Origin of the sequence: Sphingobacterium sp. UME9 (genome assembly GCF_014170215.1) — a bacterium.
Taxonomy (GTDB): domain Bacteria; phylum Bacteroidota; class Bacteroidia; order Sphingobacteriales; family Sphingobacteriaceae; genus Sphingobacterium; species Sphingobacterium paramultivorum.
In genome coordinates this window covers 379562-401070 of the sequence record NZ_LZZP01000012.1, presented here as the reverse complement: position 1 = coordinate 401070, position 21509 = coordinate 379562, and the positions used below count along the sequence as shown (strand labels likewise).

At 41.1% G+C, this 21509-nt stretch carries 14 protein-coding genes and 1 rRNA gene; 5 read left to right on the top strand and 10 right to left on the bottom strand.

Annotated elements, in window-relative coordinates; all coding sequences use genetic code 11:
* Positions 1 to 198 precede the first annotated feature (198 nt).
* From rrf to A9970_RS19105, 3 genes are all read left to right on the top strand, one after another.
* Positions 199 to 310, top strand: a 5S ribosomal RNA gene (gene rrf / locus A9970_RS19115).
* A gap of 1003 nt (positions 311 to 1313) precedes the next feature.
* Complete coding sequence (locus A9970_RS19110; protein WP_220801655.1) at positions 1314 to 2720, top strand: Gfo/Idh/MocA family protein; 1407 nt, start codon at positions 1314 to 1316, stop codon at positions 2718 to 2720.
* A 216-nt stretch (positions 2721 to 2936) separates the two neighbouring features.
* Positions 2937 to 3827, top strand: a complete 891-nt coding sequence (locus A9970_RS19105) for a formylglycine-generating enzyme family protein (RefSeq protein ID WP_259655435.1) — start codon at positions 2937 to 2939, stop codon at positions 3825 to 3827.
* A 59-nt stretch (positions 3828 to 3886) separates the two neighbouring features.
* Here A9970_RS19105 and carB read toward each other — a convergent pair whose 3' ends face one another.
* Both carB and A9970_RS19095 read right to left on the bottom strand, forming a co-directional pair.
* On the bottom strand, positions 3887 to 6706 hold the full coding sequence (gene carB, locus A9970_RS19100) for a carbamoyl-phosphate synthase large subunit (protein ID WP_182983353.1): 2820 nt from the start codon (positions 6704 to 6706) through the stop codon (positions 3887 to 3889).
* Between the two features lie 260 nt (positions 6707 to 6966).
* Positions 6967 to 9225 (bottom strand): beta-N-acetylhexosaminidase, encoded by a 2259-nt coding sequence (locus tag A9970_RS19095; protein ID WP_182983352.1) that lies wholly within the window; start codon positions 9223 to 9225, stop codon positions 6967 to 6969.
* 149 nt (positions 9226 to 9374) lie between these two features.
* Between A9970_RS19095 and lipA the strand changes: the two genes are divergently transcribed.
* Positions 9375 to 10256, top strand: coding sequence for a lipoyl synthase (gene lipA, locus A9970_RS19090; protein ID WP_046672297.1), 882 nt, complete (start codon positions 9375 to 9377; stop codon positions 10254 to 10256).
* Between the two features lie 133 nt (positions 10257 to 10389).
* Here the strand turns inward: lipA and A9970_RS19085 are convergent, their stop codons facing one another.
* From A9970_RS19085 to upp, 8 genes are all read right to left on the bottom strand, one after another.
* Positions 10390 to 13050: a hypothetical protein gene (locus A9970_RS19085; RefSeq protein ID WP_182983351.1), complete on the bottom strand. Its 2661-nt coding sequence runs from the start codon at positions 13048 to 13050 to the stop codon at positions 10390 to 10392.
* On the bottom strand, positions 13050 to 13955 hold the full coding sequence (locus tag A9970_RS19080) for a GLPGLI family protein (protein ID WP_182983350.1): 906 nt from the start codon (positions 13953 to 13955) through the stop codon (positions 13050 to 13052). Before A9970_RS19080 ends, A9970_RS19085 begins: the two co-directional genes overlap by 1 nt.
* Positions 13956 to 14151: 196 nt before the next feature.
* A complete protein-coding gene (locus A9970_RS19075) occupies positions 14152 to 15717 on the bottom strand; it encodes an amidohydrolase (protein ID WP_310889294.1) in 1566 nt (521 codons plus the stop codon).
* Between the two features lie 360 nt (positions 15718 to 16077).
* Positions 16078 to 16488 (bottom strand): BrxA/BrxB family bacilliredoxin, encoded by a 411-nt coding sequence (locus A9970_RS19070; RefSeq protein ID WP_070563263.1) that lies wholly within the window; start codon positions 16486 to 16488, stop codon positions 16078 to 16080.
* A 150-nt stretch (positions 16489 to 16638) separates the two neighbouring features.
* Positions 16639 to 17172, bottom strand: coding sequence for an AAA family ATPase (locus tag A9970_RS19065; RefSeq protein ID WP_182983348.1), 534 nt, complete (start codon positions 17170 to 17172; stop codon positions 16639 to 16641).
* Between the two features lie 23 nt (positions 17173 to 17195).
* Positions 17196 to 17798 (bottom strand): nicotinamide riboside transporter PnuC, encoded by a 603-nt coding sequence (gene pnuC, locus A9970_RS19060; protein WP_075990952.1) that lies wholly within the window; start codon positions 17796 to 17798, stop codon positions 17196 to 17198.
* Between the two features lie 52 nt (positions 17799 to 17850).
* Positions 17851 to 18324, bottom strand: a complete 474-nt coding sequence (locus A9970_RS19055) for a ribonuclease H-like YkuK family protein (RefSeq protein WP_046672303.1) — start codon at positions 18322 to 18324, stop codon at positions 17851 to 17853.
* Between the two features lie 104 nt (positions 18325 to 18428).
* Entirely contained in the window at positions 18429 to 19076 is a 648-nt protein-coding gene (gene upp / locus A9970_RS19050; RefSeq protein ID WP_182983347.1) for a uracil phosphoribosyltransferase, read from the bottom strand.
* Between the two features lie 283 nt (positions 19077 to 19359).
* On the opposite strand from upp, the gene uvrB reads away from it, so the two are divergent.
* The gene (gene uvrB / locus A9970_RS19045; protein ID WP_182983346.1) at positions 19360 to 21393 is read left to right on the top strand and encodes an excinuclease ABC subunit UvrB; all 2034 of its coding nucleotides are present in this window, start codon (positions 19360 to 19362) and stop codon (positions 21391 to 21393) included.
* Positions 21394 to 21509 lie beyond the last annotated feature (116 nt).

The following is a 21509-nucleotide window of genomic DNA, read 5'->3' as shown; positions in this document are numbered from 1 at the left end:
TACGTTGATAGGCCATAGGTGTAAAGGTTGAGAGACCAAAGCCAAGTGGTACTAATAGCCCGAAGCTTTCTCAAGCAGACAGACACTGTTGTCTTCCTCTTTAATTTTTGAAACAAACAAGAAACGAACCTCTTTCAATAGCTATGTCATTTGGCATGAATAACATGATATCAATCATGATAATGTCAATAAAGATTTTTAGGTGCCTATATCGGCGGTGTCTACCTCTTCCCATTCCGAACAGAGCAGTCAAGCCCGCCAGAGCCGATGGTATTGCCGTAACAGGTGGGAGAGTAGGTCGGTGCCTTTTTTTACACGGAAGCCCTTGCTGGAAACAGTCAAGGGCTTCTTTCGTTTAAATACTTCCGTATTTCCATGTACAGGCTATTGCCTATCCTCCGCATATCGGTTATCGCAGCACATGGCCGTCGATGAGCCTGTTCCGCAACCGTCGCTATCCTGCAACCGCAACTGTCACTGTTCTCAGTGGTATGGAGCATCCTTGTAGCCAAGGGGAATTGTAATCCAGTGGACAGCACTCATACAGCCTTCACTGACCGTGTCAAACCTTATTGCTTTTCACCAGTGTCCTATAGCCGTATATCGGTAAGTACTGCAAGGGCTACTCGTAATTATTGGGGAATATCCTGTCCTGCTACTATCCTTGTCAAGCTATATTGTTTTTCATCTGTATCGTATTGCTGTATATCAATGGAGCTTGCAGGAGCTACTTGTAATAAGCAGTTGTATATGCTATCCGACTGTTGGGAAGTATACAGGTAGTGGTTACAGGTATAGCTCTCATAATTACAAGCTATACAGCTATTCTACTCTATTATTAAGCTTTATTGGCAAATGTCATTAGCCACATAAGTTGATCTTCTTATTTACACATCCTGATCAGGAACGTAATATAACATTATACCTGCAGCTATACCTCTGTGAGTTACAATTGTATAACGATAGCAAATGCAGCTCGATATTCCCTGCTAGGGTAACCGGTTATGATGGGCTTATCCTATCAGGGATTTCATTATTGAAAACTTTGTGGCTGATGAATATCGATTGAAAAACAACGAAGATAAAAAATTAAGCAATCGTTTGTGTAGATTAAGCAAACGATTGCTTTCAAGTTTCATTTTTTATTTAGAAAAAAGTGTTATATTATTGTTATAGAGATTAAGTTCTTACATAAGAACCAAATATAAATCCAATCCAAAAGGATTTTTCTATTGACTGTTTAGTTTGTTTTAAAATAGGTGATTTTTTAGAGGGACCAATTGGTCCCTTTAAATTTATATGAACTTTAAATTATGGATTCTAGAAGAGATTTTCTAAAAAAGGCCGGAATATTGTCATCACTGGCTGTTTCACTCCCTACTTTGGTCAATGCCAATACGGCAGCAGAGTCGTTTAATATGTGTGGCTATGCAGCTCCAAAAATTGATAAAGTCAGAGTAGCGGTGATTGGACTGGGCATGCGCGGTCCTGGTGCTGTTGAACGGTTATCCTTTATTGAGGGATGCGAAATTGTAGCACTTTGCGACAAACATCCGGATCGGGTTGAGCGCGCAACAAAAATCGTTACATCGAAAGGTCTAACAGCTCCGAAAGCGTATTCAGGTGAAGATGGCTGGAAATCCTTGTTGAAAGAAGAGAAACTCGATCTCGTCTATATTTGTACGCCTTGGGATTATCATACTCCGATGAGTATTGCCGCGATGAAAGCGGGTAATCACGTGGCTTGTGAAGTGCCGATTGCTTTGACGATCAAAGATTGTTGGGAGGTCGTGAAGACATCTGAAGCGACTAAAAAGCATTGTATGATGCTGGAAAATTGCTGTTATGATTTCTTCGAAATGCTGACATTGAATATGGTGCGCCAAGGCTTGTTTGGCGAACTCGTCCATGCCGAGGGTGCTTATATTCACGATTTGCTTGATCTTAATTTTGCAAAGAATGGCTATGATAACATGTGGCGCCTGAGAGAAAATATAAAATTAAATGGAAATCTATATCCTACTCATGGACTTGGGCCTGTGGCACAATGCTTAAATATCAATAGAGGGGATAAGATGGATCATCTTGTGGCAATGTCTTCCAATGATTTTATGATGGGAGAAAAAGCAAAAGAGTTAGCGGCCAAGGATTCTTTTTTTCAGGAATTTGTCGGAAAGAAATACCGCGGTAATATGAATACAACGCTTATCCGCACCGCAAAAGGAAAAACGATTATGCTGCAGCATGATGTCACTTCTCCTAGACCTTACTCTAGATTACATACACTAAGCGGAACCAAAGGGTTTGCGCAAAAGTATCCTACGGAGAATATTGCTTTTGGTCATGAATTCATTACAGAACAGAAATTAAAAGAACTGTACGATAAATACACACCAGAATTGGTAAAATATATTGGTGAGCAGGCAAAACAGGTTGGTGGACACGGTGGGATGGATTTTATGATGGACTGGCGTCTGATTGACTGTTTGCGCAACGGATTACCTTTGGACCAGGATGTCTATGATGCTGCTTCATGGAGCTGTATCGTGCCATTGAGTTTTGAATCTGTAGAAAAGAACTGTAAAACAGTTGATGTACCGGATTTCACAAAGGGTGCATGGAAAAATAATACGCCGGTAGAAATCACGTTAAAAGGCGGTGGAAATACGCCTATTCGTTCTAGATCAGCGAAAAAAGAAAATATACAATTAGGCGTATAGCCCTCTTATATAAAATGACTTATTGAAGGGGAACTTTTTATTGTTCCCCTTTTATGTTTATCTTTAATTATGTTATTCAATCTGACTCTAATTACCTGTTTATCGTTATTTTCCACCAAGGATACACTTTCCTGTTGTGTTGGGGAAAATATACCTACGCGCGCAGGTATGATAAAATCCCAAATTGCTCAGTTAAAAAGTAAGACTACGGACAAGATGATATTAGTCGAAGGGGGCAAATTTTTGATGGGAAGTTCGAACTTTGAAGATAGTAAGCCTTTACATCAGGTGCAACTGAATTCATTTTATATGGACGAACATGAGGTCACAAATGCACAGTTTGCACACTTTGTAAAGGAGACAGGTTATATAACTGTTGCTGAGCGGGAGCTGGATCCGAAAGACTTTCCTGGAGTGGATCCCAAGATGTTAGTTCCGGGATCGGCTGTATTTTCCAAACCTAAAGAACTCAATTCATTAAATAATTATCTGATGTGGTGGGAGTATGTCCCTGGTGCAAATTGGCAACATCCCGAGGGACCGAATAGCTCGATAAAGGATAAAATGAATTATCCTGTTGTTCAGGTTGCCTATGAAGATGCTGCAGCTTATGCGAAATGGGCAGGCAAACGATTACCTACAGAAGCGGAATGGGAATATGCGGCTAGAGGACGTAAAGATGCAAACGACGACTTGTATTACTGGGGTAAGGAATTGAAGCCTAATGGTAAATGGACCGCAAATATTTACCAGGGAAAGTTTCCTGTACAAGATTCGAAAGAAGATGGATTTGAAGGGACAGCACCTGTAAAATCATTTCAGGCAAATGCGTTGGGACTGTACGATATGGAAGGGAATGTGTGGGAATGGTGTGCTGATTTTTATAGACCCGATTATTATCAGCATAGTACAACTGCTAACCCCAAAGGACCACAAGATTCTTATGATCCGCAGGAACCAAATCTTGAAAAACGCGTTCAGCGGGGAGGGTCATTTCTTTGCAATGATCAATATTGCGAAAGGTATAAAGCCGGAAGCAGAGGAAAAGGGGAGGTCAACAGTCCTACAAATAATGTAGGGTTCCGCTGTGTAAAAGATATAAAATAGAAAAGAAAAGGCTTGCATTTGCAAGCCTTTTCTTTTCTATTTTATTTTATTGATATGTCTTATTGTGCATTCAAAAACATTGATTTTTGATTGTACAATTCTCTGAAATAAGGATCTTGAAGATCTTTGATAAAGCGAATTGCTTCACCAGTTGATTTCATCTCAGGGCCTAATTGCTTGTCTACTTCAGGGAATTTACTGAAAGAGAATACAGGTTCTTTAATCGCGTATCCTTTTAGTTTACGTTCGATCGTAAAGTCTTTCAATTTATTAACACCCAACATGACTTTAGTTGCAATATTGATGTAAGGAACATCATAAGCTTTAGCGATGAAAGGGACCGTACGAGATGCACGTGGGTTGGCCTCGATAACATACACATTTTCACCTTTTACGGCAAACTGAATGTTTAATAGACCTCTTACGTTCAATGCTTTTGCTAATTTAATGGAGTATTCTTCCATTTTATCCTGAACTGCTTGTGATAGGCCAAATGGAGGCAATACAGCTGAAGAGTCCCCTGAGTGGATACCAGCAGGTTCAATATGTTCCATCATACCAATGATGTGTACATCTTCACCATCACAGATTGAATCTGATTCAGCTTCTTCTGCACGATCCAGGAAGTGGTCGATCAGGATATGGTTTCCAGGAAGGTTTTTCAACAAGTTGACGACAGCTTTTTCTAAATCTTCATCGTTGATGACAATGCTCATGCCTTGTCCACCCAACACGTAAGAAGGACGAACCAATACTGGATATCCAACTTCGTTTGCAACTTGTAATGCTTCTTCTGCTGAAGTTGCCACTCCGTATCTTGGATATGGAATTTCCAATTCTTTCAATAGGTCGGAGAAACGGCCACGGTCTTCTGCCAAGTCCATATTCTCAAATGAAGTACCAATGATTTTTACACCAAGTTGTTCTAGACGCTCAGCCATTTTAAGAGCCGTTTGTCCACCCAGCTGAACGATAACACCTTCTGGTTTTTCTAATTCGATGATCTCACGTACGTGCTCCCAGAATACGGGCTCGAAGTATAATTTGTCAGCCATATTGAAGTCTGTCGATACAGTCTCCGGGTTGCAGTTAACCATAATCGCTTCGTAACCACATTCTTTAGCCGCCAATAAACCGTGTACACAGGAGTAATCGAACTCGATACCCTGACCGATACGGTTAGGACCTGAACCTAAAACGACGATTTTCTTTTTATCTGAAGAGATCGATTCGTTTTCTTCTTCGAATGTCGAATAGTAGTATGGTGTTTGTGCTGGGAATTCTGCAGCACAAGTATCGACCATTTTGTAAACACGGTTGATACCTAATTCCTTACGACGATCGTAAACTTGATCCTCTGTTACATTTCCTAATAACCATGCGATTTGTACATCTGAATAACCTTTTTGTTTTAAGGTCATGAAGAAATCGCGTGGAATATTATTCAATTGATAACGACGTAATTCTTGCTCAAGGTGTACCAACTCTTGGATCTGTACTAAGAACCATTTGTCGATACGTGTTGCCTTACGGATAGATTCCAAAGGAACGCCTAATTCGAATGCATCTTTGATATGGAATAAACGGTCACCGCTTGGATGTTCTAAGCTGTCCATGATCTCGTCAAGGTTTCTCCATTGACGACCGTCAGCACCTAAACCAGCGCGGCCAGTCTCCAATGATTGACATGCTTTTTGTAAAGCTTCGATAAATGTACGGCCGATTGCCATTACTTCACCTACTGCTTTCATCTGTAGACCTAATTCCTTGTTTGCTCCTTTGAATTTATCGAAGTTGAAACGAGGGATCTTAACGATCACATAGTCTAATGTTGGTTCAAAATATGCAGATGTTGTTTTTGTGATCTGATTTTGCAATTCATCCAAGTTGTAACCGATCGCCAATTTAGCGGCAATCTTCGCAATTGGATAACCAGTTGCTTTCGAAGCTAAAGCGGAAGAGCGTGATACACGTGGATTGATTTCGATGGCGATGATCTCTTCGTTTTCTGGGTTTACAGAGAACTGAACGTTACATCCACCTGCAAATGTACCAATAGAACGCATCATCAGAATAGCCTGATTACGCATATCTTGATAACATTTGTCTGACAATGTCATGCCTGGTGCAACAGTGATTGAGTCTCCAGTGTGGATACCCATTGGATCGAAGTTTTCAATGGTACAGATGATGATAACATTGTCGTTGGTATCACGAAGTAATTCCAACTCAAATTCTTTCCAACCCAATACCGCTTGTTCTACCAAAACTTCGTGTGTTGGTGAAGCGTGTAAACCTCTATTTAAGGCTGCGTCAAAATCTTCTTTTCTGTGAACAAATCCACCTCCTGTACCTGCAAGAGTATAAGATGGACGTATAACAAGCGGATAGCCAATTTCTTGCGCCGCTTCTTTACCTTCAAGGAATGAGTTTGCAATTTTGGATGTTGCAACGCCCACACCGATATCAACCATTAATTGACGGAATTCTTCACGGTTTTCAGTTTTTTCAATGGCAGCAACGTCAACACCGATAACTTTTACGTTGTATTTTTCCCAAAGACCTAGGTTAGAAGCTTCGATACATAAGTTCAAAGCAGTCTGGCCACCCATGGTAGGAAGTACAGCGTCAATGTTGTGTTTTTGCAAAATTTCTTCAATACTTTCGCATGTTAATGGAAGTAAGTAGACATTGTCTGCAACAACTTTGTCCGTCATGATTGTTGCAGGGTTTGAGTTGATGATGGATACTTCAATACCTTCTTCTTTCAATGAAAGGGATGCTTGAGATCCAGAATAATCAAATTCACAAGCTTGACCGATAACGATGGGACCTGATCCGATGATTAAAACCGACTTAATGGAAGTGTTTCTTGGCATTATATCTAGTTCAAAAAATTAAATTTCCTATTGTAAATCTGAGCAAAGACAATCAAAAGTAGCTCATGGGGAAGGGTCATTCCGACTGCTTTGTCGGAGTGCAAAGTTACATTTTAAATTTTGAAAATTAACTATTTATTTTAAGAATATTTCAGAAAAAAATGTAGTTTTTAGAAAAGTGGTCCTGAAAAAACAAAAACGAGTTGGAAAATATAAGCGATATGTTTTCCAACTCGTAGGCAATAATGGGGTTGATTTGTTTAATAAATGATGATTTCGTCCGTAAACAAGTAGCCTTTTTTTGGATTGCTGGCTTTGATTTTTATATAACGAGCCTGTTGGGCTTTGTCAAGTTTGAGTTCAAACCTTTTGAAAGTCAGCTTGGATTCTTTATCGGATATGTCATTTTTGATTGTTCCTACGGATCTGAAGGTACGGCCATTATCCGAAAGCAGGACTTCCATTTCTCCTGGCATATAAACGCCCGGGCCAATCATCTGCATAAAATTCATGGCTACCAGGTGTATTTCTTCTCTTCGTTCCATATCGACAACAACATCAATCGGACTGGTGAATCCTTGCCATTGACCATCGTGATAGGAAAGACCGCCCATGATTCCGTTTGTTAAGGTAGAATCTTTTTGTGCTGGATATCCCGACCATGCTGTGTTGTACGTTACTTTTTTTCCAATAGCGCGATGAATGTCAATATCAAAGGATAGGGTTGGACCGATTTTGATAGAATCTAGAAAATAAGCGGCATTGATATGACCTGTTGAGCTGAGTTCAAATGGTCCAGTATATGGTGTAGATAAGATTGTAGGCTCACTGCTATCAATGGTATATCGGATCTGATCTGTTTTTAGTTGCTCCGTTGTCAGCGTAATTTTATTGTTGTTTTTAGCAGCATTGTATGTTGCCGTATAAGCGACATTGAAGGAAGGACGATAATAATTGACGTTTAGATCTTGTAGTAGCTTATAATGTGATTGTAGTCTTCGCTGAAAATCTGTCCAGTTTTTCCCATCTTTATTTGTCCAATTGACTTCCGCCAAAGCCAGTGCACGTGGGAACACCATATATTCGAGGTGTTCGGTGGTAGGTACATATTCTGTCCATATATTCGCTTGTGCTCCGAGGATATGCTTGGCTTTGTCCCCTTGTATCGCAGCTGGAATAGGATCATACGAATAAACCTTATCAAGTGTCAGGTAACCGCCGATGGCCTCAGGCTGTGTCCGTGGGTCTGTCTGATAAGAATCAAAATAGAGGTGTGAACCTGGAGTCATGATGACATCATGGCCTGCATTTGCGGCCTTTATGCCGCCATCTTCACCGCGCCAGCTCATGACGGTAGCTCCTTCGGTGAGCCCCCCTTGGAGGATTTCGTCCCAACCGATCAGCTTTCTACCCTTGGATTGCAGGTATAGATCCATTTGTTTGATAGCATAGCTCTGCAATTCGTCGACAGATTTTAATCCTTCTTTTTGCATGAGCGCCTGATCTTTTGGGCAGGTTTCCCAATGCTTTTTCTCAGCTTCATCACCGCCGATATGAATATACTGGGAAGGGAATATCGTGAGGACTTCATCCAAAACATTTTTTAAAAATTCAAAGGTTTTTTCATTGCCGATACAGAATTCTCCCTGACCATAGGGCTTTCCGGAACAGGAGAGTTCGGGATATACGGCTAATACTTCTTCCGAATGTCCGGGCATTTCTATCTCAGGAATAACATTGATTCCTTTGCGGGCTGCATAGTCGACCAATTCGCGTGCTTCTTCCTGCGTATAGAATCCACCGCTGGCATTTGGCTTACCTTTTTCTACATACTGACGACCATTGTTCCACCAATCTTTCCAGCCCGTATGTGTACGCCAGGCCGCCTTTTGTGTTAACTCGGGGTATTTCTTAATCTCCAGCCGCCATCCCGCTCCGTCAGTTAAATGCCAATGAAAGTTGTTGAATTTGTAGATGGCCATGATGTCGATATACTTTTTTACAAAAGATAGCGGCATAAAATGGCGCGATACATCCAGGTGTAAGCCACGGTAGGCGAATCGTGGCTCATCGACTATAGTCGCATAGGCTATTTTACTTGGATCAGCTTGTAGATAGCCCAATTGAACCAGTGTGTAAATCCCATTGATAACCTGGGGTACATTCCAGGCCCTGAGTAGCAGGCCTTTTTCATCGATTTGGATGGAATAGGCGTTCTTGCTAAGGTTATCTGCATCAACTGCTTTAATAATGCGAAAGCCTTCTTTTGGACCTTTTTTATTTTTCTTGAGTACTTCGACAGCTAGGCTTTTGATAGCTGGGTGTTCAGTAAGCAGTTGTGTCGCCTCCTGAAATTCATCTGAAACAATAACCTGAAGATGTGTAGGGATAGCGTATGTTCCCGTAGCCAATGTGATTTTCGAAGGTTTGGGTATAATGTCAAAGTTGGTTTGGGCATGTGCAGTAAAGATGGTTGCACCCCCAAGTAACAACATGGATAAAGATCGGCTCAGTCGCATAGTTTTGTTATTAGATTAATGATAATCAACACAAATATCCTAATTTTTGTTTCATAATTCTATTATTGGTGGCAATCGGTCATTTTTTATGATATAAAACCAACAAATTGACGGTTAGAAATTACATTTTTAATCCTTAACTTTGTTGTATGATTGAACTTCCAGTTATTCCGGCAACTCCTGCACAACGCAAGCCTGATTGGTTGCGTGTCAAATTGCCTGTTGGTAAAGAGTATAGACATGTCAGAAGTCTTGTAGACGAGCATAAATTACATACAATTTGTGAGAGTGGAAATTGCCCGAATATGGGCGAATGTTGGGGGGCTGGAACGGCAACCTTCATGATTTTGGGAAATATCTGTACGCGTTCTTGTTCATTTTGTGCGGTAGCAACAGGTCGTCCTTTGGCGGTTGATTTGGATGAACCCAATCGTGTCGCCAATTCTGTCAAGTTAATGCAGGTGAAACACTGTGTGATCACTTCGGTAGATCGTGATGACCTAAAAGATGGTGGCTCGATAATATGGGCGGAGACAATCAATGCAATCCGTAGAGAAAGCCCAGAAACAACCTTAGAAACACTTTTGCCAGATTTTAAAGGACAATGGGATAATTTGGACCGCGTGATCGCAGTACGTCCCGAAGTTGTTTCGCACAACCTCGAAACTGTCCGTCGTTTGACAAGAGAAGTTCGCGTTCAGGCTAAATACGATCGTTCACTCGAGTGCCTACGTCGCATTTCTGAAGCTGGACTCCGGACAAAATCTGGTATTATGCTTGGCTTAGGTGAAACTGAGGAAGATGTTATCGAGGCAATGCAAGATTTATATAACGTCGGGGTGCATATTTTGACATTAGGTCAATATTTACAGCCTACGAAAGCTCACCATCCTGTAATCGAATGGATTACACCTGCACAATTTGAGAAATATCAGAAAATTGGTTTAGAAATGGGATTCAAGTATGTGGAGTCTGGACCGTTGGTTCGTTCTTCTTATCATGCTGAGAAACATTTATTCGATATGCAATAGAAAACAGTTCTAAAGTTTTTTAACAAAGAATACTTTTCGCAAGATATAAAAAGAAGCCTGAGTGATTTTTTTGCTCAGGCTTCTTTTTTTTATAGCCCAACGCAATTGTTTCTTTCCGATGTGGTCTGATGCTTTAAAGGTTAAAAACTGTGCGGAGTAAAATTGTTCTTCCGCGAAGTTCAAATTCATTCTGGGAAATCATATTGGCCGTCATCAGATAAGTACGATAGTTTTTGATATTGGCCAAATTATTCATTTCCAATTCGAAATCCATTTTCCACTTGTTGACCTTGTAGCGCGTAAAAAAGTCTATGAAGGTATAACTTGCATTCTTCATGTTTGTTTGAAAGGTGGCAAGATTGCGCAGGTTTAGCCGCATAAAGCCGTTTTTGAAGGGGCTGGTCGGAAAACCTATATTATGCATCATTGTGGTGGTTTTATTTTGGATCGTATTGTCCAGGCCCTGTTGTTTACTCCTGCTCCAATTGAATAGTCCTGAATAGGAAATGTTATAAGATTTAAAGACTTTAGCTTCTATACTGGGTTGAAATAGATAGCTCATACTTTGAATAGGGACTAGGACATTGTTTAACAATTGATTGTATTTGAAGTGAGAAATGCTTCCTTTTAGTTTGAGGGTACTTGTCAGGGGGAAAATGTATTTATCAAACCCGATCTGAGAAGACCAGCGCTCCTGCAGGTTATCCATATTGACCAGGATATTTTCGGTGATGTTATTTTTTATAACGGAAGATAATATCGTGTTGGAAAGCGATCTTGAATAGCTAATACCAGCATTTGCAAATAACACTTTTAGGGTACGGGCTAAATTATAATTGAGATTAAATGTATGTTTTTTGGATTCATTTAGCGCTGCATTATTTTGGCTGAGCATTCTATAGTTCCGTAATACCGCACCACGGTATATATCTTCTATGTTGCCAATGTCCTGCGCAAATTGATAGTTAAATTGAAGATAGTCTTCTTGAGAAACCTGCCATCTCGCTTTTAAATTAGGATTGATCAGCACGGAATTTTTGGAAGTGGACAGCTGATGACTGACGTCTTCATAATGTGTAAATAAATAGGTGACCGGGATGTCGAGCTGGGTTTCAAACCGATTTGTTTTCCAGGAATATTGAGGAGTAATAAATGCTTGGGACCTGCTCCAATGCAGATCATTACGGGTATTATCGCCCAATGTTCGAATATGTTGATCATTATCCTCTATTGTAAGCAGCGAGTTGAAGTGTTGGCGATCTGTATTGAAGCCAATTTGATAGTATTGCTTGATTCTGCCTTTATTGAAGCGATAACCTGTACTGATCTCCGTAAAAAAGGAAGGAACTTCAATTTGCTGGCGACTACTTTTATAGGGAATGCTATCGTTGAGTATTTCTGGAAAAACACCAGGATAGATCTGTAAAGTCTGTGGTTTATTACCATAATTTAAAGACCAGTTGATTGCAATAATGTCATTGTTTTTAAGTTGGGGTATATAGCTGAACAAGTTGCTGAATCCCTTGATGTGGTGTTTTTGGAACTGCTCGATCTGGCCTGAAGAGTTTGCCAACAATGCTGTTATATCTTTTTTTTCATACTCAAATGACAAGGCATTACTCGCATATTTCTTTTCCGTATTGGTGGATGCCGAAAGTCTGGCTGCGCCAAGCCATCGCGCTGTTTTCAGGTGATTTTGCTCATTAAAATAGACGTCGCCATCATCGAGCAGGTATTGTGTGCTTGAGGCATTATTTTGCCTATCGTTGTCGTATAAAACCTGAATATTTGATTTTAGCTGCCAGTGATTCTTGAGGTTATATAGGTTATTGGTGTTTAGCGAACCTGTATTGTTGAAATAATAGTTGTTTTTAGGAATATTTGGACTGCCTGTTGTGCTCGTCGCCAGGAGATTGTTGATGGGCGAGCTACCAAACTTGGCCAGTAAAGAGGACTGATTGGCGCCGATGATATCTCCGGAAAGATCATTGCCGGTATTATTACCGCTGAGGACATTCAACATCTTAACTTTTTTGTTGAATAGGATTGAGTTCAATTCAGGATCATAGAGATTGGGCGTGCCGACGCCAATTTTGGCCTGCCCAGTGAGTTTTAGCTTTGCTTCCTCTTTGATAACGAGATTTATGGCGACGTCGTCTGTAAATCTTTTATTTTTAAGGACTTTATAATGTTCGTGATTGTCGAGTACCTGAATGTCCTTTACCATTTTATGCGGGATTGTCCGTGTACCTACACCATAGCGATTTTCCAATAGATCGTCACCGTCAATGTAAAGTTTAGAAACGGTTTTGTCCTGGTATTTAATAAGACCCGATTCGGTAACTTCCATACCCGGAAGACGTTTGATTACGTCGCCTATATTTCGATCCTCTTCTTTGGCAAAAGATCCGACGTCGTAGGAGATCGTATCATTTGAACGGCTTACTTTAGGTTTGCTCTTTACAATGACATCTTGTAGTAGATTGGTTTTTGGTACGAGGGGGATCCGAAGATTCGATGTCTGCGTGCCAAGTTTGAGTTCAAATTTTTCGTAAGTAAGGTGATTGATCTGCAGGTAGAGGCTTGCATAGTCCTTTGTTAATGTAATTGTAAAACGCCCTTCTTTATCTGTCGGTTTGAAAGCGATGATTTTGTTGTCTGAAAGGATGTTGACACTGGCAAAGGGTACGGGATGCTGCGTCTTATCCACTTGGACCGTTCCACTAATCGTTTGCTGGGCAAAGGTTATTTGCCCAAGCAAAACGAATATAAATAAACATAAAAATACTTTCATTAAGGCGTCAGCTCTATCGGATTGTTGGTAACTTTTGAAGGTTTGTATTTATCGTCTCTTGAAATATTGAAACTCTTTATTTTTGACGGATCCAAAGCACCAGCAGGGGAGCCTCCTCCGGAGCCGGAACTGGATCTAACTGCAACCATATTTCCCGATGAACCTACACTGATGGTTCTGTTTTTTCCCGATTGGGCTTGCATATAAGCTTGTGGATTGGCCTTAAAGGCTTCCTGAACTTTTTTCACCTCTTCTGCAGTACTTACGATGGCGTTTTGCGGCAGGGCCACCGATGTTTTGCCATCCTCAATTTTGTCGAATCCGGCGTAAGCAAAAATCACTTCATTTTTTGTGTCACGGGCATCCAGAATTAGGCCAGGAAGACCATGAAGTTTCCACGGACCATAGGAAAACGGCAGCTCGGTTGTAAACCAGGCGATATAGGTCCGGCCTTTGAATGTTGTTTTTGCGTTCTGGCAATTGTAGCCACCAATTTCTTTGCTGTCACCCAGTATTTCCCAATCTTGAATAGGGTAAACCTGTGGAATGGCAAAATTGTCACTGGCAACGCTGACCACTTCGGTCATTTTGTTTTGATTAGCGTCTAATAAATAGGAGGAGCTCGATGGTGTCGAACGAGTAGTAATGTTTAGTGTACCGTCGAAACTGGGGCCCTCCATTTGTTTTTTGACCTCATCTTGCATGCGCTTGGATGAATATGATGTGTAGTAGCTCGCCTGTTGATTCAGGTAAACGACTGTTTCATCGCGTATAAATTGATCCCGTTGGGTACTATCATTTACATGCTTGAATTCGTAATGTACTTTAGCGATTGCTGGAGTACGCTCTTGTGCAAATAACAGCTGCGTCGCTAAGGATAATAGGAGTGGTAATGAATATTTCATAAATATATGTTTATATCGTAAATATACGAAATATTCGTAATTATGAAAATTTATTCAAACTTTTCCTTGTAATCCTCCCTAGAGGAGGTTGCTGCAGGTGAAGAAATGTTTGATTTGTTAGCGATTTTTTTTGTTAACTATGTTGTATGGTTAGCGATATAAGTTTAGTAGACATATTTAGGCATATGAGCTATTGTTATCTTTTAAACACAGTCTCACCTGCAATTACTGTCCGTTCTGTTTTTACATTTCGCAGTTGCTCATTCTGGATTTTCAAGATATCCTTTTCGAGGATAACAAAATCAGCATCTTTTCCTACTTCGATACTTCCTCTTTTTTTCTCCTGAAAACAGGAGTATGCCGCCCAGATTGTCATTCCTTTCAAAGCGTCTTCACGGCTTATCGCGTCTTGCATCTGAAATCCGTGGCTAGGATACCCTTTTTTGTCGACACGGGCTACTGCCGCGTGGAAACCATATAAGGGATTGAAATGTTCGACCGGAAAATCACTCCCCAAAGCAAGTTTTCCATATTCTTTCAACAGATGCTTATAAGCGTAAGCGCCTTTCATACGTTCTTCACCGAGTCGATCTTTGGCCCAGTACATATCGGAGGTTGCATGTGTGGGTTGTACAGATGGTATGATTTGATATTTTCGAAACTTATCAAAATCTGCAGGCGATATAATTTGGGCGTGCTCGATTCGCCATCTACGATCGCCATTATTATGGAGGTATTTGCCATAAATATCCAATATAATACGATTGGCCGAATCGCCTATCGCATGGGTATTTGCCTGAAACTTACTTTCGGCAATCTGTTTGATCATTGCTTCGTATTCTTGAGGGCTATGGAGGAGAAAGCCATGGGTGGGGGCATCATGGTAATGCGCAAGGAGGCATGCACCACGGGATCCCAATGCGCCATCGGCGAGCAGTTTAAATCCTTTGATCTCGAAACGGTCTGTTTCATAGAAACCCTGATCGATAAATGACTTTATATTTTGGGGATTGCCTAGGATCATGGCATAATCTCTAATTTTCAACTGCCCTTCCCGATAGTATTTCTTTAGCAGATCGAGTCTTTCTTTTGATAAACCTGCGTCTACAATGGAGGTAAGGCCAACGGAAAGGAGGGAGTCTTGCGTTCGCTTGAGCATTCTTAGATATTCTTTTTCACTCGGAACCGGAATTGTCTTATTGACAAGATCCATTGCATTGTCGATCAAGAGACCATTGGGAGTATCATTAGTCCCGCCGACCACACCGCCGCGAATGATGGGGATACTCGTTAATTTTGCCCATTCGAGTGCTTTGGAGTTCGCAACCGCCGCATGATAATCTACACGCATGAGGTAGACGGGGATATCCGGGAAAGCTTTGTCGAGTAGATCCTTGGTTGGAAAAGTTTTATCTTTCCAGCGATTTTGGTCCCAGCCTCCACCGATCAGCCAAGTTTTGTGCGGATTTTTTTGTTGGTAGTTTTTGACACGTTGAATAACCTCCTCGAAAGAATCGGCGCCGTTTAGGTCGACTTGATCCATTAGCTCGGCTTCGTCAAATAAATGCGCATGGGCATCGTAGAATCCCGGATAAATGGCCTTCCCCTTCGCGTCAATTTTTTCTATTGCTTTGTACTTTCGCTGTATTTCTTCATCGGAACCGATGGCAATAAACTTACCATCTTTGACTGCAAAAGCATGTGCTGTACTAAAAGCCGAATCTACAGTATATACTTGCGCATGATAAACAATAAGGTCCACTTTCGTTTGCGGTGAACATGATATGATCGTCAAGCAGAATAAAAAAATGATTATTGGGAAGGTTTTCATAACCTAAAAATAGGAAAAAGCTTTTAATAAACTGAAACTAGACTTGGGGCTAGGTCTGCTGGATATGTGGACTTGAGGTTTTGGTTGATCGAATTGCTTTAGCTGATCGAATTGCTTTACGTGAGGCGCCTATGCTGAGTTGCCGCATATTGTTCGGAAAGGAGACCCTCTGTCAAGTTTTGAAAGGGGACGTGCAGGAAAAGTAAGGAAAATACGAATTATCCAATAGACAAAAAAAGGCTATCCAAATAACTTGGACAGCCTTTTTAATTCAAAAATCAAAATACGTGATTAACAGTACTCGTCAAATGCTGCAACTAAATTGTCAGCAATCATTTGTGCCGGGCGACCTTCAATCATATGTCTTTCAATCATGTGTACCAATTTCCCGTCTTTAAATAAAGCCATTGCTGGTGAAGATGGAGGGTAAGGCAACATGTAGTTACGTGCAGTGTTTACTGCATCAGTTTCCATACCTGCGAAAACAGTCACCAATTTAGCTGGGTGTTTTTCGTTTTTTACAGCAGCTTTTGCAGCAGGACGTGCATTTGCAGCAGCGCAACCACAAACAGAGTTTACAACCACAAAAACAGTTCCTTCTGATGCGATAGCCTGATCAACTGCTTCAGGTGTTTTTAATTCTTCGAATCCCGCATCAACTAACTCTTGACGCATTGGAGTTACTAAATATTCTGGATACATTATTTCTTAAGTAAAATGTTAATATTCTATTTTAATTGTATTTATAAAGCTTTCTGTCGCCGGGCAAGTATACTTACTCCGCATAAACAACAGCTATACTTTATTCCTACAAATATAGCTGTAAAAGGCTGCTTCGTCAAGACACTTGTCTCAAATCAATGTCAGAAAATCTTTTACAGCATAAAGTCCATTTTCAAGACGTTGGTCGCCGAGTCCCGAAATAAGACGATAATTCGCATTAATGGCGTTCAATTCGTTTTTCCAGATCTCCATGAAATGTTCGCGCTGTTCGGGGAAATCCCGTAGTGGATCGTCCTGCCAGGGTAGATCGATATCCATCAGCAGATAGAGATCATAAACATGTTGTTGAATTTTATCGGTGACTTCCGGTGGTGTATGTCCGAAAAGATGATCTGACCAAATTTTGACCGTAAGGAAGGTAGTGTCACAGATGAGGAGCTGTCCTTGTGCTAAAGGGACCAGCGCTTCCTCTAAGGCGACCTGTCCATAAAACATATTGACTTCGTCCTGTAAGGTATATTTATTGTTGAGGCCTTGGCAATAATAACGTGAATATTCGGGCACGCATACCGTCTGAAATTCCTTGGCAAGAAATTGTGCCATCGTTGATTTTCCGGTGGACTCGGGGCCAACAACGGCAATTTTTATGAAATCTTTTCCCACATCGATCGTTTTGATAGGCAATATTACGCAAAATTTTTATAGGTTTTCTGCCAATCGCGATAGCCATTCCAAGCAATGAGTGTGAAAACAAGGTAGAGTACTGCGGTCAGCATAAGGTCTTTGTGTATATAGAGCGGGATATAACAAATATCCACAAATACCCATAAGAGCCAGTTTTGAAGCACTTTGCGTGTCATCAGAAATTGAGCAACAAAACTTACGGATGTGCAGAAAGCGTCAATATAAGGAACATCGGAATTTGTCTTGCTATCGAGGAGATAACCGATTGAAAGTGTCAGGACGAGGATTGCCAGGAGGCAAAGGAGCAACTGCCCCTTGCTGGCTTTGACGATGGGTTTCTTTTTTTCTTCTTTTCGTTTTATCCAATAATACCAGCCATAAACAGCAGTAGACAGAAAGTAGAATTGCAGTACAGTATCTCCATATAGTTTGGCATCATAAAATAGAATAGCATAGGACGCCACGCTGATGATACTAATCGGCCAGTTCCATATATTTTGCTTAGCGGCCAAATAGACACAAAGAAAGCCTGTCAGGGTACCTAACCATTCGAGCCAAGAGGTCTGGGCAAATTGACGTGCAATCTGCTGAAAAAATTCATGCATGTGGTGTATTAAAAATTACACCCTAAATATACAAAGTCTGCCTTATAGTCAATTATTGAACCTGTTTATTAGCACAATTGGTACTGGCAAAAGACTCGGGCTTGGCCTTAAAAACAAATCCCATACCCATAATATAGCCCATGGCTTCTTTCAGGGCAACATTTGACTGGAAATTTGGATTGGTGTTGATGTCGGCGTGGACTTCGAGGTCTACTTTGTGTTTTTCGAGGAGGGGGCAGAGTTGATAGGCTATATCGATGGATTTTTGGACTTCGAGTAGCATCCTTTCTTTAATGCTCATTCGGTGGTGCCTTTTGTCCCGTTGGATAAACATAAATCCACCTTTATGTTCCCGGAGAAAGACGATGACTGTTGCGAAGTCGATGATGCCTCTCTTGACTTGGGAATCGGTGCCGATATAAACCTTGAGCTTATTCCCTAGGGCATCTTCTCGTTTAATAACTTCTTCAACAGCATCGAAAATCGTGGAGCGAATGGATTCGCCATTGTATTTTTGCCATCTCATAGCGATATAAATTAGATATAAAAAAATTAAACTTCATCATTGACATAAATTTACTGAATTTCAATGAGCTAAGTGTTAATTTAGTTTTAAATAATTTATCCACATTAATGGTGTTTTACACCATAGGCCAGGTCTCCGGCATCACCGAGCCCAGGTACAATATAGGCTTTTGAGGTCAGTTCGTGGTCGACGTCACCAACCCAGATATGCGCCGTGGGTACAAAAGCCTGAACGTGGTTTAGTCCTTCTTCGGATGCAATGGCCGCAACAATGTGTAATTCCTTGATGTCATATTCGGCCAGGAGATCCTTACAGCATAAAACGAGGCTCTTTCCTGTAGCCAGCATGGGGTCTACAATGATTACTGTACGATTATCTAAGTTTGGTGTATTGACATATTCCTTATGAATTTCAAACTCACCGCTCTTTTTTGTATGCCGATAGGCTGCAATGAAGGTGTTATCGGCCTGATCAAAAACATTTAAAAGTCCCTGATGAAAGGGAAGGCCCGCTCTCAGAATTGTAGCGAGTACGGGTTGTTCCATCAAGAGATGGGTTTTGGCCACACCTAACGTAGTTTCAACTTCAACAGGTTTGTAGGTCATTGTCTTGCTGATTTCATAAGCGAAAATTTCACCTAATCGTTCCAGATTCCGACGAAAGCGCATGCGATCCTGTTGAATAATGTTATCTCTCAGCTCGGCAATAAAATGATTTGCAATGCTATTTTGGGTAGATAGAATAGTGACCATGGCGTGTGTGCTAGTTCAATTAAACTAAAGATAATAAATAATCAATTGAAAGTAATAACATCTATGGTATTATTATAGTTTGCGCTAAAATGGTAAAATTTTTAGTAAATTTGTGTAAGACCTTAGAAGGATATGGCCTGGATCACAGGTCGAAAAATCGTCTTTTTGCAGATTGAAACCATCGGATCATAAAAGCTGTTTTTGAGCTTACGGCTTAAGTAATTCGTGGTGCAATGTTTGCTGGAAAAGGCCTGAATAGTTTTCTTTAAGAAATAGGAAGTATATGAAATTTGAATTGACATCGGAGTATAAACCCACAGGCGATCAGCCAGAAGCAATTAAGCAATTGGTAGCAGGTGTAGAGCAGGCAGAGCAATACCAGACGCTTTTGGGGGTAACGGGATCGGGTAAGACCTTTACTGTTGCCAATGTGATTCAGGAAACGCAAAAGCCAACATTGATTTTAAGTCACAATAAAACATTGGCGGCTCAGTTGTACGGTGAATTCAAGCAGTTCTTCCCCAATAACTCGGTCAACTATTTTGTGTCTTATTACGATTATTATCAACCCGAAGCTTTTATTGCTTCGACAAATACCTACATCGAGAAGGATTTAGCGATTAACGAAGAAATCGAAAAGTTGCGTTTGGCGACTACCTCGTCATTGATGTCGGGTCGGCGTGATATTGTTGTCGTTTCTTCGGTATCCTGTATCTATGGTATGGGAAATCCGGAGGATTTCTCCCGATCTATTTTTCGTTTTGGTGTCGGTATGACTGTCACAAGAAATGCTTTCCTGCATAAATTGGTGGAGATCTTATATTCACGTACCACCACAGAGTTTAAACGAGGTACTTTTCGTGTTAAAGGTGATACGGTGGATATCTATCCCGCCTATTTGGATTTTGCAATTCGCGTTTCCTTTTTTGGTGATGAAATTGATGAACTGAGTGAAATCGACCCTGTTTCAGGAAAAACGCTCAACAAGATGGAAGATCTTGCTCTTTTTCCGGCGAATCTCTTCGTCACACCGAAGGAAAAATTCAAAGAATCGATCTGGGCTATTCAAGATGAATTGATGCAACGGAAAACGCAACTGGAAGAGGAAGGCTTAATGCTTGAGGCGAAGCGTTTGGAAGAGCGGGTCAATTATGATTTGGAAATGATGCGTGAACTGGGCTATTGCTCGGGAATTGAAAATTATTCCCGCTTTTTCGATGGTAGACAACCGGGGATGCGTCCGTTCTGTTTGCTGGATTATTTTCCGGAGGATTACCTGTTGGTCATCGATGAAAGCCACGTGACCTTACCGCAATTGCGTGCGATGTATGGCGGAGATCGATCGCGAAAAGTTTCCTTGGTGGAACATGGATTTAGGTTACCCGCTGCAATGGATAATAGGCCACTGAACTTTCCGGAGTTTGAATCCCTGACGAATCAGACAATCTATGTATCGGCGACTCCGGGCGATTACGAACTGCAGCAGACCGAAGGTGTTGTCGTTGAGCAGGTCATTCGTCCAACAGGACTTCTGGATCCGATTATTGAAGTGCGGCCAGCGATCAATCAGGTGGATGACTTATTGGAGGAAGTGGATAAGACCATCAAAGAAGGAGGACGTATTTTGGTTACTACATTGACCAAACGCATGGCCGAAGAACTTTCCAAATATATGACCAAGCTGAACTTAAAAGTCCGTTATATACACTCCGAAATTAAAACCTTGGAGCGGGTGGAAATCTTACGGGGTCTTCGCTTGGGTGAATTTGATATCCTGGTCGGGGTGAACTTACTCCGTGAAGGGCTTGATTTACCCGAGGTCACGCTTGTTGCTATTCTCGATGCAGATAAGGAGGGTTTTCTGCGTTCCGAACGATCGCTTATCCAGACGATTGGTCGTGCCGCCAGAAATGATAAGGGAAAAGTAATCATGTATGCGGATAAAATGACCGATAGCATGCGTGTTACGATAGACGAGACCAATCGTCGTCGAGACAAGCAGATGAAATATAACTTGGAACATGGCATTACACCGCGTACAGTCGGCAAAACAAGAGAGGAGATCTTAGAGCAGACTTCTGTTGCTGATTTCTCGGGTATTGAACCTAAAATTTATGTTGAACCTGATCCGTCGCAGGCCATTGCAGCTGATCCAGTGATGCAGTATCTCAGTGAGAAGGATCTGAAGAAAGCGATCGATAACGTACGGAAGAAAATGGATAAAGCAGCAAAAGAAATGGACTTCTTGGAAGCAGCGAAATACCGCGATGAAATGTTCTCCTTGGAGAAGCTCTATGAAGAGCGATTCCCATCGTAAAGGAAGGCGGTTTGTTAATATGTATTAATTATTGTTAATCAATATTAAGATTTGTTAAACAACGCTAAATAGCGTTTAAATTAAGATTCCGCCGTGCATATTTGTGGCAATTGTAA

Bases quoted from the DNA above. Each gene is read 5' to 3' on its own strand.
- A9970_RS19055 (WP_046672303.1), bottom strand. From the start codon at position 18,324: ATGAGATGGCAAAAATACAATGGCGAATCCATTCGCTCCACGATTTTC.
- lipA (WP_046672297.1), top strand. From the start codon at position 9,375: ATGATTGAACTTCCAGTTATTCCGGCAACTCCTGCACAACGCAAGCCT.
- A9970_RS19080 (WP_182983350.1), bottom strand. From the start codon at position 13,955: ATGAAATATTCATTACCACTCCTATTATCCTTAGCGACGCAGCTGTTA.
- uvrB (WP_182983346.1), top strand. From the start codon at position 19,360: ATGAAATTTGAATTGACATCGGAGTATAAACCCACAGGCGATCAGCCA.
- A9970_RS19070 (WP_070563263.1), bottom strand. From the start codon at position 16,488: ATGTATCCAGAATATTTAGTAACTCCAATGCGTCAAGAGTTAGTTGAT.
- A9970_RS19110 (WP_220801655.1), top strand. From the start codon at position 1,314: ATGGATTCTAGAAGAGATTTTCTAAAAAAGGCCGGAATATTGTCATCA.
- A9970_RS19105 (WP_259655435.1), top strand. From the start codon at position 2,937: ATGATATTAGTCGAAGGGGGCAAATTTTTGATGGGAAGTTCGAACTTT.
- pnuC (WP_075990952.1), bottom strand. From the start codon at position 17,798: ATGCATGAATTTTTTCAGCAGATTGCACGTCAATTTGCCCAGACCTCT.
- upp (WP_182983347.1), bottom strand. From the start codon at position 19,076: ATGGTCACTATTCTATCTACCCAAAATAGCATTGCAAATCATTTTATT.
- carB (WP_182983353.1), bottom strand. From the start codon at position 6,706: ATGCCAAGAAACACTTCCATTAAGTCGGTTTTAATCATCGGATCAGGT.
- A9970_RS19085 (WP_182983351.1), bottom strand. From the start codon at position 13,050: ATGAAAGTATTTTTATGTTTATTTATATTCGTTTTGCTTGGGCAAATA.
- A9970_RS19095 (WP_182983352.1), bottom strand. From the start codon at position 9,225: ATGCGACTGAGCCGATCTTTATCCATGTTGTTACTTGGGGGTGCAACC.